This is a genomic window from Nocardioides sp. P4_G4, from assembly GCF_056401085.1.
This window is the reverse complement of the sequence record NZ_JBFUKA010000041.1, coordinates 1-14606: the sequence shown is the minus strand read 5'-3', so window position 1 is coordinate 14606 and position 14606 is coordinate 1. Positions and strand designations below refer to the sequence as shown.

Sequence of the window (14606 nt, the reverse complement as noted above, 5' to 3'; positions counted from 1 at the left end):
CCCGTTCCGTACGACGCGGGGTCCGGGGAGCTGCCCCGGCCGACCCACTCCTACAATCGGCGCGTCCACGTAGACGTTGAGGAAAGGGAGCCATGTCCGGCCCCAACACCGAGTACGACCCCGTCGAGGTCACCCCGCTGAAGGCCGACGAGGTCGAGGCCATGCGCGACGCGGCCGTCGCGGCCATCGCCGCGGCCACCGACCTCGAGGACCTCAAGACGGTTCGGCTCGAGCACGTCGGCGACCGCTCGCCCCTCGCCCTCGCCAACCGCGAGATCGGCGCCCTGCCGCCCCAGGCCCGCAAGGACGCCGGGCAGCGCGTCGGTCAGGCCCGGGGTGCGGTCAACAAGGCCCTCGCCGAGCGTCAGGTGCAGCTCGAGGCCGAGCACGAGGAGCGGATGCTGGTCGAGGAGACCGTCGACGTCACGCTCCCCACCGGCCGGACCCGGCGCGGCAGCCGGCACCCGATCACCCTCCAGTCCGAGCTCATCGCGGACATCTTCGTGGCGATGGGCTGGGAGATCGCCGAGGGACCGGTCGTGGAGGCGGAGTGGCTCAACTTCGACGCCCTCAACCTCGGTCCCGACCACCCGGCCCGCACCATGCAGGACACCTTCTGGACCGAGCCCGCCGACCACCACGTCGTGCTCCGGACCCAGACCTCCCCGGTGCAGGCGCGCACCATGCTGACCCGCAGGCCGCCGATCTACGTGGCCTGCCCGGGTCGGGTGTTCCGCACCGACGAGTACGACGCGACGCACAGCCCGATGTTCCACCAGGTCGAGGGCCTCGTCATCGACGAGGGCATCACCATGGCGCACCTCAAGGGCTCGCTCGACCACCTCGCCTCCCAGCTCTTCGGCGACGGGATCGACACCCGGTTCCGACCGTCGTACTTCCCCTTCACCGAGCCGTCCGCCGAGGTCGACGTGCGGTGCTTCGTGTGCCGCGGCGTCGACAGCGCCTCGTGCCGCACCTGCCGCGGCGAGGGCTGGATCGAGTGGGGCGGCTGCGGCGTCGTCAACCCGCGGGTGCTCGTCGCGTGCGGGATCGACCCGGAGGCCTACTCCGGCTTCGCCTTCGGCATGGGCATCGACCGCAGCTTCATGTTCCGTCACACCCTGGAGGACCTGCGCCCGCTCTTCGAGGGCGACGTGCGCTTCTCCTCCGCCTTCGGCTCCGAGATCTGAGAAGGACCCCTCGTGAAGACCCCCCTGTCCTGGATCACCGAGTACGTCGACGTGCCCGACCACGTCACGACCGACGAGCTCACCGCGCGACTCACCCTGACCGGCCTCAAGCTCGAGGGCATCCACAGCCCCGGCGCCGAGATCACCGGCCCGCTCGTGGTCGGCCGGGTGCTGACCATGGAGCCCGAGCCGCAGAAGAACGGCAAGACCATCAACTGGTGCACCGTCGACGTCGGCGACGCCAACGGGAGCGGTGAGCCGCAGGGCATCGTGTGCGGCGCCCACAACTTCGCGCCCGGCGACCTGGTCGTCGTCGTGCTGCCGGGTGGCGTGCTGCCGGGCGGGTTCGAGATCTCCGCGCGCAAGACCTACGGGCACGTGTCGAGCGGGATGATCTGCTCGGCCGCCGAGCTGGGCCTCGGCGACGACCACGACGGCATCATCGTGCTTCCCGCCGACGCCGGCACCCCCGGCCAGGACGTGCGCGGCGTGCTCGGCCTCGACGAGGAGGTCATCGAGTTCGAGATCAACCCCGACCGCGCCTACGCCCTCTCCCTGCGCGGTATCGCCCGCGAGGTGCTCGTCTCCGTGGACGGAGCCACCGGCTTCCGGGACCCGGCGCTGCGTGGGACCCCGGCCGCCAACGACGCCGGTCATCCTGTCGTGGTCGAGGACGAGGCCGGCTGCCCGGTCTTCGTGGCCCGCAAGGTCACCGGGTTCGACCCGACCGCGCCGACGCCGGACGTGATCGCCCAGCGCCTCACCGCGGCCGGCATGCGTCCCATCTCGCTCGCCGTCGACGTCACCAACTACGTGATGCTCGAGACCGGGCGGCCGATCCACGGTTACGACGCCGACCTGCTGCAGGGACCACTCGTCGTACGCCGTGCGCGTGAGGGCGAGCGGCTCACCACCCTCGACGGCACCGCGCGGACCCTGTCGGCCGAGGACCTGGTCGTCACCGACGACTCGGGCATCATCGGCCTCGGCGGTGTCATGGGTGGCCGGACCACCGAGATGTCGGCGACCACCACGAGCATCCTGGTCGAGGCGGCCCACTGGGACGCGACGTCGATGTTCCGCACCGGGCGTCGGCACCGCATCACCTCCGAGGCCGGCAAGCGCAACGAGCGCGGCGTCGACGCCACGATCTGCGAGGCCGCGGCCGACCGGGTCGTCGAGCTGCTCACGACGTACGGCGGTGGGCAGGTCGACCCCGGCGTCACCGTGGTGAGGACGCCGCCGGCGATGGCCGTGATCACCGTGTCGGGCGACCGGGCCGCCCGCGTCTCGGGCCTCGACATCAGCGAGGAGAGGGCGGTCGAGGCCCTCCGCGCGGTGGGCTGCGAGGTCTCCGGCAGCGGGACCCTCGAGGTCACGCCGCCGCCGTGGCGCCCCGACCTCACCGACCCGCAGGACACGACCGAGGAGGTCATCCGCCTGGTCGGCTACGACACGATCCCGTCGGTGCTTCCCCAGGCACCCGGTGGACGGGGCCTGACGCGCACCCAGCTGCTGCGACGCCGCGTGGGTCGGACCATGGCCGCCGCCGGGTACGTCGAGGTCGTCACGTTCCCGTTCGTGGGCGACGCCGACCTGGACGCCCTCGGGTTGGCTGCCGACGACCCACGGCGCACGACGCTGCAGCTGTCCAACCCGTTGAGCAGCGAGGCGCCGGGGATGACGACCACCCTGCTGCCGGCCCTGCTGCGCACGGCCGGCAAGAACGTGGGACTCGGGACGGCGTCGCTGGCGATCTTCGAGGCGGCGTCGGTGACCCTGCCCCGGGCCACGGCCCCGGCGCCGATCCTGCCGGTGGACCGGCGCCCCACCGACGCCGAGCTCGACGCCCTGGACAAGGCCCTGCCGGACCAGCCGCTGCACCTCGGCCTCGTCGCCACGGGTGAGCACGAGCAGGCAGGCTGGTGGGGCCCCGGGCGCGCGGTGGCGTGGTCCGACGCGGTCGACGCGGTGCGGACCGTGGCCGAGGAGCTCGGCCTCGAGCTGGCCGTGCAGCCCGCCGCGACCGCGCCGTGGCACCCGGGTCGGTGCGCAGCCCTGCTGCTCGGCGACGTCGTGGTCGGTCACGCCGGCGAGCTGCACCCGCGGGTGTGCGCGGACTTCGGGCTGCCGGCGCGATCGGTGGCCGCCGAGGTGGACCTCGACGTCCTGCTCCAGCACGCGGTCCACCTGCGTCCCGCCCCGAGCTTCTCGGGCTACCCGGTGGCCAAGGAGGACGTCGCCCTCGTCGTCGACGACACCGTGACCGCGGCCGACGTGGAGGCGGCGTTGCGCGAGGGAGCCGGCGAGCTCCTGGAGTCGATCCGGCTCTTCGACGTCTACACGGGCGCCCAGGTCGGCGAGGGGAAGAAGTCACTGGCCTTCGCGCTGCGCTTCCGGGCCCCGGACCGCACCCTCAAGGAGGGCGAGTCCGCCGCGGCGCGCGACGCCGCCGTCCGCTGCGCCGCCGAGCGCACGGGGGCCGTGCAGCGCTGAGGACCTGCTGGGTCCTCAGTTGATCGGGTTGGCCACGATCGCGCGGAAGCGGTCGAGCACGTCCCGGTCACCCACGATCGACAGGTCGGCCTCGCCGCCMCGGTGCCAGAGCCAGGCGTCGAGGGCGGCGGCCGGGCCGTCGATGACCACGTCGGGCTCGAGGTCCTCCGGCGCCTCCACGAGGTGGCAGTCCTCCTCGCCACTGATGACGTCGCCGTTGCGGGGGTCCGTCCCGCTGAAGAGCCCCAGCTGGGCCCACAGCTCGTCACCGGTGTCGGTGCAGTCGAGGCGGATGCGATGGGGGAGCGGCTCCCACGAGCCCCACGGAGGGCACCCGCCGTACATGACGTCGATGACCTCGGCCACGCCGTCGGCGGCGAGCCGGGCATYGACCTCGGACGGGGCGCCGGCGGCCAGCTCGGCGTCGACACGGTGGACGAGCGCCTCGTGGGCCTGCCGGCGGAGGATGAAGCCGACCGTGTGCTCGTCGGACCAGGTCCAGGCCTCGGCCGCTGGATCGATGCCCTCCAGGGCCTCGACGAGAGCCGCGCTCGCGACGTCGAAGGCGGCCAGGAGGTCGCCGTGGTCCGAGGGTCGCTCGACGTCGTAGGCCTCCTCGCCCTCGGTGGGCTCCGCGGGTCGGTCCACGACCCGCCCCGCCCAGAACCGCTGCACCTTCGTGAGGTGCCACAACAGGTCGGCCGCGTCCCAGTCCGGGCACGACGGAACCCGGGCGCCGGGGTCGCAGTCCGCGAGGACGGCGCGGAACCGGGTGGACTCGGAGCGGATGTGGTCGAGGTAGTCCTCGGGCGTCAGTCGCGTCATCGCACCAACGTAGGCGCCTGCACCGACGCCGCGACACCCGTTATCGACGCCAGCGGCCACGGCGGCGCGGGACCGGCTCCACGTCGTGGTCCAGCGCCAGGCGCAGGGTCCGGAGGGCGTCCGGGTCGCCGTTGACCGCGACGCCCTCGCCACCCGGGAGGTCGTGCAGCCACCAGAGCAGGCCGGTGGCCGGACCCTCCACCACCACGACCGGCTCGGCCGCGTCCCCCGACCGCAGGGCTCCCAGGTCGCCCCGCCGGTCCTGCCCGAAGGAGACCGGCCACGCCTGCCCGGCATCGGTGGCGCGCAGCAGGGCCGGACGCGGGTGCCACGCGACGTCGGCTTCCGGCTCCGCCCAGTGCTCGAGCGCCCGGTCGATCCCGTCCGCGGCGGCGGACGGGTGCAGCGCGGGGGCCGCCCGGCCGGCGGCGATGCTGGCCGCGTGCGCGACGCTGATCGCCTCGTGGGCCAGGAGCCGGGCCACCTCCGCGCTCGTTCCGGGCCGTCCGAAGAAGTCGAGACCCGCGTCGGGTCCGGCCGCGAGCAGCAGCTCCTCCAGGTGCGTGATCTCCCGGGCGATCGCCGCCACGACCTCGGGGTGCCCACCCGGGGCGGTCGGGTCCTCGCGCTCGCTCCAGTGCCGACCGGGGTGCTCCAGGGTCCAGGCCCAGATCTCCAGCGTCGACCAGTGCTCCAGGGTCGCGGCGTACGCCGGGACGCCCCGGGGTGGCACGGTGTCATGCGGGCCGAGCTGCGCGAGACTGGCCACAGCGGCGCGTCCGTGCAGGTCCAGCAGGTCGAGGTGCTCGGCGAGGGCGATGTCCACGGCGCAGACCCTAGTGAGGCATGGGCATGCATAGACATGTATGGTCATGCATATGACCTTCTCCGTCGCCGTCGCCGGTGCCAGCGGGTACGCCGGGGGTGAGGCGCTGCGCCTCCTCCTGGGCCACCCGGATGCCCGCATCGGCACCCTGACGGCCGGATCCAACGCCGGCGAGACGCTGGGCAGCCTCCAGCCGCACCTGCTGCCGCTGGCCGACCGGGTCCTGGAGGAGACGACCGCGGAGACGCTGGCCGGCCACGACGTGGTCGTGCTCGGCCTGCCGCACGGCCAGTCCGCACCCATCGCCGAGGCACTCGGCGACGACGTGGTCGTCATCGACTGCGGCGCCGACTTCCGCCTCACCGACCCGGCCGTCTGGGAGCGCTTCTACGGAGGCACCCACGCCGGCTCGTGGCCCTACGGCCTCCCCGAGCTGCCCGGCCAGCGCGAGCAGCTGCGCGGCGCCCGGCGCATCGCGGTGCCCGGCTGCTACCCGACCATCTCCACCCTCACCATCGCGCCCGCACTCGCGGCGGGACTCGTCGAGCCGGACATCAGCGTCGTCGCCGCGAGCGGTACGTCGGGTGCCGGCAAGGCCGCCAAGCCGCACCTGCTCGGCAGCGAGGTGATGGGCAGCGCCAGCGCCTACGGCGTCGGGGGAGTGCACCGCCACACCCCCGAGATCACCCAGAACCTCGGGCGGGTGCACGACGGCGACGTGCGCGTCAGCTTCACCCCGTTGCTGGTCCCGATGGCCCGCGGCATCCTGGCCACCGTGTCCGCCCCGCTCACCCGCGACGCCGACGCCGACGAGGTGCGCGCTGCCTACCTCGCGGCGTACGCCGACGAGCCGTTCGTGCACGTCCTGCCCGACGGCCAGTGGCCGCAGACCCAGTCCGTGCTCGGCTCCAACGCCGTCCACGTGCAGGTCACCGTCGATCCCGCCGTACGCCGCGTGGTCGCGGTCGGTGTGGTCGACAACCTCGCCAAGGGAACCGCCGGCGCCGCCGTGCAGTGCCTCAACCTCGCGCTCGGCCTCGACGAGACCACCGGGCTCTCCACGATCGGACTCGCACCATGAGCGACCAGACCAGCGACCAGACCAGCGACCAGACCACGGACGAGCCGACCGACGAGGTGGCCCAGCAGGGCGGCCCGACGCTCACCCTGCTCAGGTTCCCCGAGAAGCTCGCCATCGTGCGCCTCGGGCCGGGAGCCGAGCTCCCGCAGTGGGCCGAGTCCGCGACCCTGTTCTCCATCACCGCCACCGCCACCGAGACCAGCCTGGTGTGCGCCACGCGCTCGGTGCCCACCAAGACCCCGAGCATCAAGCCGCTCACGGCCTTCCAGGTCGCGGGTCCGCTCGACCCGGACGCCATCGGCATCCTCGCCGGCCTGCTCACGCCGCTGGCCGAGGCGGAGATCCCGGTCTACACGCTGTCCACCTTCGACACCGACTGGGTGATGGTCCGGCTCGTCGATGCCGGCAAGGCGGCCGAGGCGTGGCGGCGACGCGGCCACACCGTGACCGAGGCCGTCCCCGCCAAGCCCGCCCGGGACAAGGGCCGGGACCGTCCCCGACGTGATCGCGGCAAGACCCCGGGAGGGACGAAGAAGTGACCACCACCCACCCCGCGGGCTTCACCGCCTCCGGTGTCGAGGCCGGTCTCAAGACCAGCGGAGGCAAGGACCTGGCCCTGGTCGTCAATGCCGGGCCGACCTTCGACTCGGCGACCGTCTTCACCGCCAACCGGTGCAAGGCCAACCCGATCCTGTGGAGCCAGGAGGTCGTCAAGGACGGCACGGTCAGGGCGGTCGTCCTCAACTCCGGTGGCGCCAACTGCTACACCGGGCCGGACGGCTTCCAGACCACGCACGCGGTGGCCGAGCGGGTCGCCGAGCGGCTGGGTGTCGGGGCCATCGACGTCGTCGTCTGCTCGACGGGCCTCATCGGCCTCGCCAACGACCGTGACGCGCTCCTCGCGGGCGTGGACGCCGCCCACGCGGCGCTCGGCCAGGACGGCGGGACCGCCGCGGCCGAGGCGATCATGACCACCGACTCGGTCAGCAAGCAGGTCGTCGTCGAGGGAGCCGGCTGGTCGATCGGCGGGATGGCCAAGGGTGCCGGGATGCTGGCCCCCCAGCTCGCCACGATGCTGGTGGTGCTCACCACCGACGCGGTCGTCCCCGCCGCCGACCTGGACGCCGCCCTCCGGGCCGCGACCCGGGTGTCCTTCGACCGCCTCGACTCCGACGGGTGCATGTCGACCAACGACACCGTCACCGTGATGGCGAGCGGGGCCAGCGGCATCACGCCCACCCCGGCCGACTTCACCGAAGCCCTGGTCCGGGCCTGCACCGACCTCGCCATGCAGCTGCTCAAGGACGCGGRGGGAGCCGACCACGAGATCGCCATCACGGCCCTCAACGCCGCCTCCGAGGACGAGGCGGTGGAGGTGGCGCGCAGCGTCGCCCGCTCCAACCTCTTCAAGGCCGCCGTCTTCGGCAACGACCCCAACTGGGGCCGCGTGCTCGCCAGCATCGGGACGACGCACGCGGCCTTCGACCCCGCCGACCTCGACGTCGCCATGAAYGGCGTGTGGGTCTGCCGGCGCTCGACCCCGGCGGAGGACCCGGCCACCGTCGACCTCACCGGCCGCGAGGTCAGCGTCACCATCGACCTCAAGGCCGGCGACGCCCGGGCCACCGTCTGGACCGACGACCTGACTCACGCCTACGTCCACGAGAACAGCGCGTACAGCTCATGACCACCGAGAACAGCTCCACCAACCGTCCCGACCCCGCCAAGGCACGCACCCTTGCGGCCGCCCTGCCGTGGCTCAAGCGCTACCACGGCCGCACCATCGTCGTGAAGTACGGCGGCAACGCGATGACCGACGACACCCTCAAGGCCGCCTTCGCCGAGGACGTCGCCTTCCTGCGCTTCGCCGGCTTCAAGCCGGTCGTGGTCCACGGCGGCGGCCCTCAGATCTCCGCGATGCTCAAGCGTCTCGACATCACCTCGGAGTTCCGGGGCGGACTGCGCGTGACCACCCCGGAGGCGATGGACGTCGTCCGCATGGTGCTGGTCGGCCAGGTGCAGCGCGAGCTCGTCGGCCTCATCAACCAGCACGGGCCGCTCGCGGTGGGTCTCTCCGGCGAGGACGCCGGCCTGTTCACCGCCAAGGCCACCAACACGGTCGTGGACGGCGAGGAGGTCGACCTCGGTCTCGTGGGCGAGGTGGCCAAGGTGCGGCCCGAGGCCGTCCAGGACATCGTCGCGGCCGGCCGCATCCCGGTGATCTCCAGCGTGGCGCCCGACGAGAACGGGCAGGTCCACAACGTCAACGCGGACACCGCCGCCGCGGCCCTCGCGATCGCGCTCGACGCCGAGAAGCTGCTGGTGCTGACCGACGTGGAGGGCCTGTTCCGCGACTGGCCGCACAGCGACGACGTCATCCAGGAGATCAGCCCCGAGTCGCTGGAGGAGATGCTCCCGTCGCTGGCGAGCGGCATGGTCCCCAAGATGACCGCGTGCCTCCAGGCCGTGCGGGGCGGGGTGCCCCGGGCCACCGTGGTCGACGGGCGTGAGCCGCACGCCGTGCTGCTCGAGATCTTCACCGACGAGGGGGTCGGCACCCAGGTGCTGCCCGGCGTCGAGACCAGGCTGCGCAAGGCGCACACGACCCCGGAGGTCAAGCAATGAGCTGGCAGGACCGCTACGAGGGCGCCCTGATGGACACCTTCGGCACGCCGCGGCTCAAGCTCGCGCGTGGCGAGGGCGTCCGCGTCTGGGACGACACCGGTCGCGAGTACGTCGACCTCTTCGCCGGCATCGCCGTCAACGCGCTCGGCCACGCCCACCCGGCGGTCGTCGAGGCCGTCACCACCCAGCTCCGCACGCTGGGACACGTCTCCAACTTCATGGCCTCCGAGCCGCAGCTCGCCCTCGCCGAGCGGCTCCTGGAGCTCATCGAGGCACCGGGCCGGGTCTTCTTCTCCAACTCCGGCACCGAGGCCAACGAGGCCGCCCTCAAGCTGTCCCGGCGTACCGGACGCACCCACCTCGTCGCGGCCACCGGCAGCTTCCACGGGCGCACCATGGGTGCGCTGGCCCTGACGTCCAAGGCGGCCTACCGCGAACCCTTCGAGCCGCTGCCGGGCCACGTCACGTTCGTGGAGTACGGCGACGAGGCCGCGCTCGCCGCCGCGGTCACCGACGAGACCGCGGCCGTCGTCCTCGAACCGATCCAGGGCGAGGCCGGCGTGCACGTGGCCCCCGACGGCTACCTCGCCTCGGCCCGGGAGATCACCTCCCACCACGGTGCGCTGCTGTGGCTCGACGAGGTGCAGACCGGCATCGGTCGCACCGGAGCCTGGTTCGCCCACCAGCTGCCGTTCGCCGGGGGAGTGACCCCGGACGTCGTCACCCTGGCCAAGGGTTTGGGTGGAGGCATCCCCATCGGGGCCACCATCGCCCTCGGCGACGCGGGCAGCCTGCTCCAGCCCGGCAACCACGGCACCACGTTCGGCGGCAACCCGGTCGCCTGCGCGGCCGCCCTCGCCGTGCTCGACACCATCGACCGCGACGGGCTCCTCGAGCACGTCGAGCACGTCGGCAAGCGGCTCGCCGACGCGCTGGCCGACCAGCCGGTCGTCACCGAGGTGCGTGGCCACGGCCTGATGCTGGCCGCGGACCTCGACGCCGACGACGCCGCCGCGGTGGTCGACGCCGGGCGCGACGCCGGCTACCTGCTCAACGCGACCGGGCCGGCCACGCTGCGCTTCGTCCCTCCGCTGGTGATCTCGGACTCCGACGTCGAGGCCTTCGCCGCCGCGTTCGGCGGCATCGTCGCGGGCGCGCGGACGGACACGGGAGGGGGAGCCTGATGCGGCACCTGCTGGCTGACGACGACCTCACCCCCGCGGAGCAGGCCGAGGTCCTCGACCTCGCGGCCGCGATCAAGGCGGACCCCTTCGCCCTCCGTCCGCTCGACGGCCCCCGCACCGTTGCGATGGTCTTCGATCGCCCCACGCTGCGCACGCAGGTGTCCTTCTCGGCGGGGATCGTCGAGCTCGGCGGGCACGCGATGACGGTCGACGGCGGCCTTGCCGCGATGGGGGAGCGCGAGTCGGTCGAGGACGTCGCCCGGGTGCTGGGCCGACAGTCCGCGGCGATCGTGTGGCGCACGGCCCACCAGACGGACCTGGTCACGATGGCCGCGTACGCCGGCGTGCCCGTGGTCAACGCGCTGACCGACGAGTTCCACCCCTGCCAGCTCCTCGCCGACCTCCAGACCGTGCGCGAGCACGTCGGCACCCTGGCCGGCACCCGGGTGGCGTTCGTCGGCGACGGGGCCTGCAACATGGGCAACTCCTGGGTCCTCGCCGGGGCGACCGCGGGCATGCACGTCACGGTCGGGGCTCCCGAGGGCTACGAGCCCGACGCCGCCGTGGTGGCCCGGGCCCGCGAGATCGCCCGGGGGACCGGCGGATCGGTGACCCTCGAACGGGACCCGACCGTCGCGGCCGCCGACGCCGCCGTGGTCGTCACCGACACGTGGGTGTCGATGGGCCGCGAGGAGGAGGCGGCCGACCGGCTGCGCCTCTTCACGCCGTACTCCGTGACCGCCGAGCTGCTCGCCCACGCCGACGAGGACGCGATCGTCATGCACTGCCTGCCCGCCTACCGTGGCACCGAGATCGACACTGCGGTGATCGACGGTCCGCAGAGCGTCGTCTGGGACGAGGCGGAGAACCGTCGGCACGCCCAGAAGGCGATCCTGGCCTGGCTGCTGGAGCGCGCATGAACGACACCGCGACCAGCCCCACCACCAAGAGCGCGAGGCACCAGCGCATCATCGACCTCGTGACCCACCACGACGTCCGCTCGCAGACCGAGCTGGCCGAGCTGCTGGCCGGCCGCGGGGTGCACGTCACCCAGGCGACCCTGAGCCGCGATCTCGACGAGCTCGACGCGGTCAAGATCCGCAGCGCGTCCGGCTCCCTCGTGTACGCCGTCCCTGCCGAGGGCGGGGACCGGTCGCCGGGCGCGACCCGGGAGACGGCCGCGGCCCTCGACCGGCTGTCCCGGCTGTGCGGGGAGCTGCTCGTCAGCGCGGACGCGAGCGCCAACCTGGTGGTGCTGCGCACCCCGCCGGGGGCAGCCCAGTTCCTCGCCAGCGCGTTCGACAAGGCCGATCTCGGCGACGTGCTCGGCACGATCGCCGGCGACGACACCGTGCTCGTCATCGGACGCGACGCGGCCGGCGGTGAGGCGCTCGCCCAACGCTTCCTGCGCCTGGCCCACCACGACACGAAATCCCCCCAACCTGCAAAGGAAGACTTCTGAGATGAGCAAGGTCCTCACCTCCCTCCCCGTCGGCGAACGCGTCGGCATCGCCTTCTCCGGAGGCCTCGACACCTCGGTGGCCGTGGCCTGGATGCGCGCCAAGGGCGCCGTCCCGTGCACGTACACCGCCGACATCGGCCAGTACGACGAGCCGGACATCTCCGGTGTCCCCGGCCGTGCGGTGGAGTACGGCGCCGAGATCGCCCGCGCCGTCGACTGCCGCACCTCGCTCGTCGAGGAGGGGCTCGCCGCCCTGGCCTGCGGGGCCTTCCACATCCGCTCGGGTGGCCGCGCCTACTTCAACACCACGCCCCTGGGCCGCGCCGTCACCGGCATGATGCTGGTCCGTGCCATGCACGAGGACGACGTCGACATCTGGGGCGACGGGTCGACCTTCAAGGGCAACGACATCGAGCGGTTCTACCGCTACGGCCTCCTCGCCAACCCCGAGCTGCGCATCTACAAGCCGTGGCTCGACGCCGACTTCGTGCACGAGCTGGGCGGCCGCACCGAGATGAGCCAGTGGCTCACCGAGCGGGGACTGCCCTACCGCGACAGCGAGGAGAAGGCGTACTCCACCGACGCCAACATCTGGGGCGCCACCCACGAGGCCAAGACCCTGGAGCACCTCGACGTGTCCCTGGAGACCGTCCAGCCGATCATGGGCGTGAAGTTCTGGGACCCGGCGGTCGACATCGCCACCGAGGACGTCACCATCCGCTTCGAGCAGGGCCGCCCGGTCGCCATCGGCGCCACGTCGTACGCCGACCCGGTCGCGCTGGTCATGAAGGCCAACGAGATCGGTGGCCGGCACGGACTGGGGATGTCGGACCAGATCGAGAACCGGATCATCGAGGCCAAGTCGCGCGGGATCTACGAGGCCCCGGGCATGGCACTGCTCTGGATCGCCTACGAGCGGCTGCTCAACGCGGTGCACAACGAGGACACCATCGCCAACTACCACCACGAGGGCCGTCGCCTCGGCCGGCTGCTGTACGAAGGACGCTGGCTGGACCCGCAGGCGCTGATGATGCGCGAGTCCATCCAGCGCTGGATCGCCTCGCTGGTGACCGGGGAGGTGACCATCCGGCTGCGTCGCGGCGAGGACTACACCGTCCTGGCCACCGACGGGCCGGCGTTCTCCTACCACCCGGACAAGCTCTCGATGGAGCGCACGGACAACGCCGTCTTCGGTCCCACCGACCGCATCGGCCAGCTGACCATGCGCAACCTCGACATCGCCGACTCGCGGGCCAAGCTCGAGCAGTACGCGAGCCAGCCCCAGGACCAGGGCCACGTCCTGGTCGAGAACGGCAACCTCTTCGGCGAGATCGAGCCCGGCGGGGCCGACCGGATCGCGCGCCGCAACGGGGCCGACCAGCTCGACGACGAGGCGCTCGACCACGCCGCGATGGACGTCGGGACCGACTGATGGCCGAGCAGGGCAGCGGCACCACCAACCAGGGCGCGCTGTGGGGCGGCCGGTTCGCCTCCGGTCCGTCCCCGGAGCTCGAGGCGCTGTCGCGCTCCACGCACTTCGACTGGCGCCTGACCCCGTACGACCTGGCCGGGTCGCGCGCCCACGCCAACGCCCTGCACGGCGCCGGTCTCCTCACCGACCCGGACCACGCCGAGCTGACGCGCGGCCTGCAGGTGCTGGGGGAGAGGTACGCCGCCGGCGCCCTGCACCCGGACCCCTCCGACGAGGACGTGCACGGGGCGCTCGAGCGCCTGCTCCTCGAGGAGGTCGGCCCCGACGTCGGAGGTCGGCTCCGGGCCGGTCGCTCCCGCAACGACCAGGTCGCCACCTTGTTCAAGGCGTTCCTGCGCGACCACGCCAGGGTGGTCGCGGGTCAGGTGCTCGACCTCGTCGACGCCCTGGTCGCGCAGGCTCAGGGCCACCTCGACGTGATCATGCCCGGGCGCACCCATCTCCAGCACGCGCAGCCGGTGCTGCTGTCGCACCACCTGCTCGCGCACACCTGGCCGTTGCTGCGCGACGTGTCGCGGCTGGCGGACTGGGACGCGCGGGTCGCCGGCGACTCGCCGTACGGGTCGGGCGCCCTGGCGGGTTCCTCGCTGGGGCTGGACCCGACTGCGGTGGCGCACGAGCTCGGCTTCACCGGGTCCAGCGCCAACTCCATCGACGGCACCGCCGCACGCGACTTCGTCGCCGAGCTCGCCTTCGTGACCGCGATGATCGGCGTCGACGTCTCCCGGCTCGCCGAGGAGGTCATCCTGTGGACCACGCGGGAGTTCGACTTCGCGCGGCTCCACGACTCCTGGTCGACCGGGTCGAGCATCATGCCGCAGAAGAAGAACCCGGACATCGCCGAGCTCGCCCGGGGCAAGGCCGGCCGGCTGGTCGGCAACCTGGCCGGGTTGATGACCACGCTCAAGGCCCTGCCGTTGGCCTACAACCGGGACCTCCAGGAGGACAAGGAGCCGGTCTTCGACTCGGTCGACACCCTCGAGGTCCTGCTCCCCGCGTTCACCGGGATGGTCGCCACCCTGGAGTTCAACACCGCCCGGATGGCCGAGCTCGCGCCGCAGGGCTTCTCCCTCGCCACGGACGTCGCCGAGTGGCTGGTCCGCGAAGGCGTCCCGTTCCGGGTCGCCCACGAGGTGGCCGGTGCCTGTGTACGCCGTTGCGAGGAGCTCGGCGTCGAGCTGCACGAGCTGACGGACGAGCAGATGGCCGCCATCTCGCCCGACCTCGGACCGGGTGTCCGGGAGGTCCTCAGCGTCGAGGGGTCGGTCGCGTCGCGCACCGGCCGCGGCGGCACCGCCCCGGACCGCGTCCGCGACCAGCTCATCGAGCTCACCGGCCAGGTGGCCGCCCACCGTGAGCGGCTCGGCTGACCTGCACGACCTGCTGGGGGGAGCGGTCCACGAGGTGGCGCCGCTCCTCCTCGGT

At 72.8% G+C, this 14606-nt stretch carries 13 protein-coding genes; 11 read left to right on the top strand and 2 right to left on the bottom strand.

The window, feature by feature from the left end:
- Window positions 1–92 precede the first annotated feature (92 nt).
- Both pheS and pheT read left to right on the top strand, forming a co-directional pair.
- The gene (pheS, locus tag AC1DQF_RS11150; protein ID WP_477525289.1) at window positions 93–1190 is read left to right on the top strand and encodes a phenylalanine--tRNA ligase subunit alpha; all 1098 of its coding nucleotides are present in this window, start codon (window positions 93–95) and stop codon (window positions 1188–1190) included.
- A gap of 12 nt (window positions 1191–1202) precedes the next feature.
- Entirely contained in the window at window positions 1203–3686 is a 2484-nt protein-coding gene (pheT, locus tag AC1DQF_RS11145) for a phenylalanine--tRNA ligase subunit beta (protein WP_477525288.1), read from the top strand.
- A 15-nt stretch (window positions 3687–3701) separates the two neighbouring features.
- Here pheT and AC1DQF_RS11140 read toward each other — a convergent pair whose 3' ends face one another.
- Window positions 3702–4511: a maleylpyruvate isomerase N-terminal domain-containing protein gene (locus AC1DQF_RS11140; protein ID WP_477525287.1), complete on the bottom strand. Its 810-nt coding sequence runs from the start codon at window positions 4509–4511 to the stop codon at window positions 3702–3704.
- A 40-nt stretch (window positions 4512–4551) separates the two neighbouring features.
- Entirely contained in the window at window positions 4552–5337 is a 786-nt protein-coding gene (locus tag AC1DQF_RS11135) for a hypothetical protein (protein ID WP_477525286.1), read from the bottom strand.
- Window positions 5338–5389: 52 nt separating this feature from the next.
- On the opposite strand from AC1DQF_RS11135, the gene argC reads away from it, so the two are divergent.
- Genes argC through argH form a run of 9 tightly spaced genes read left to right on the top strand, consistent with a single transcriptional unit; the run spans window position 5390 to window position 14551 of the window.
- Window positions 5390–6418, top strand: coding sequence for an N-acetyl-gamma-glutamyl-phosphate reductase (gene argC / locus AC1DQF_RS11130; RefSeq protein ID WP_477525285.1), 1029 nt, complete (start codon window positions 5390–5392; stop codon window positions 6416–6418).
- The gene (locus tag AC1DQF_RS11125; protein WP_477525284.1) at window positions 6415–6957 is read left to right on the top strand and encodes an ACT domain-containing protein; all 543 of its coding nucleotides are present in this window, start codon (window positions 6415–6417) and stop codon (window positions 6955–6957) included. Before argC ends, AC1DQF_RS11125 begins: the two co-directional genes overlap by 4 nt.
- Window positions 6954–8105, top strand: a complete 1152-nt coding sequence (gene argJ / locus AC1DQF_RS11120; protein WP_477525283.1) for a bifunctional glutamate N-acetyltransferase/amino-acid acetyltransferase ArgJ — start codon at window positions 6954–6956, stop codon at window positions 8103–8105. The genes AC1DQF_RS11125 and argJ overlap by 4 nt, the downstream gene beginning before the upstream one ends.
- Entirely contained in the window at window positions 8102–9043 is a 942-nt protein-coding gene (gene argB, locus AC1DQF_RS11115; protein ID WP_477525282.1) for an acetylglutamate kinase, read from the top strand. Before argJ ends, argB begins: the two co-directional genes overlap by 4 nt.
- Window positions 9040–10227 carry an acetylornithine transaminase gene (locus AC1DQF_RS11110; RefSeq protein WP_477525281.1) on the top strand — a complete coding sequence of 396 codons (1188 nt, stop codon included), beginning with the start codon at window positions 9040–9042 and terminating at the stop codon, window positions 10225–10227. Before argB ends, AC1DQF_RS11110 begins: the two co-directional genes overlap by 4 nt.
- Window positions 10224–11147 (top strand): ornithine carbamoyltransferase, encoded by a 924-nt coding sequence (gene argF / locus AC1DQF_RS11105; protein ID WP_477525314.1) that lies wholly within the window; start codon window positions 10224–10226, stop codon window positions 11145–11147. The genes AC1DQF_RS11110 and argF overlap by 4 nt, the downstream gene beginning before the upstream one ends.
- On the top strand, window positions 11144–11689 hold the full coding sequence (locus AC1DQF_RS11100) for an arginine repressor (protein WP_477525280.1): 546 nt from the start codon (window positions 11144–11146) through the stop codon (window positions 11687–11689). Before argF ends, AC1DQF_RS11100 begins: the two co-directional genes overlap by 4 nt.
- A 1-nt stretch (window position 11690) precedes the next feature.
- Window positions 11691–13121 carry an argininosuccinate synthase gene (gene argG / locus AC1DQF_RS11095; RefSeq protein WP_477525279.1) on the top strand — a complete coding sequence of 477 codons (1431 nt, stop codon included), beginning with the start codon at window positions 11691–11693 and terminating at the stop codon, window positions 13119–13121.
- Window positions 13121–14551 (top strand): argininosuccinate lyase, encoded by a 1431-nt coding sequence (gene argH / locus AC1DQF_RS11090; protein WP_477525278.1) that lies wholly within the window; start codon window positions 13121–13123, stop codon window positions 14549–14551. The genes argG and argH overlap by 1 nt, the downstream gene beginning before the upstream one ends.
- Window positions 14552–14606: the final 55 nt, after the last annotated feature.

Coding starts and splice junctions, on each gene's coding strand:
- pheS (WP_477525289.1), top strand. CDS start 93: ATGTCCGGCCCCAACACCGAGTACGACCCCGTCGAGGTCACCCCGCTG.
- argC (WP_477525285.1), top strand. CDS start 5,390: ATGACCTTCTCCGTCGCCGTCGCCGGTGCCAGCGGGTACGCCGGGGGT.
- AC1DQF_RS11125 (WP_477525284.1), top strand. CDS start 6,415: ATGAGCGACCAGACCAGCGACCAGACCAGCGACCAGACCACGGACGAG.
- argB (WP_477525282.1), top strand. CDS start 8,102: ATGACCACCGAGAACAGCTCCACCAACCGTCCCGACCCCGCCAAGGCA.
- AC1DQF_RS11110 (WP_477525281.1), top strand. CDS start 9,040: ATGAGCTGGCAGGACCGCTACGAGGGCGCCCTGATGGACACCTTCGGC.
- AC1DQF_RS11100 (WP_477525280.1), top strand. CDS start 11,144: ATGAACGACACCGCGACCAGCCCCACCACCAAGAGCGCGAGGCACCAG.
- argG (WP_477525279.1), top strand. CDS start 11,691: ATGAGCAAGGTCCTCACCTCCCTCCCCGTCGGCGAACGCGTCGGCATC.
- argH (WP_477525278.1), top strand. CDS start 13,121: ATGGCCGAGCAGGGCAGCGGCACCACCAACCAGGGCGCGCTGTGGGGC.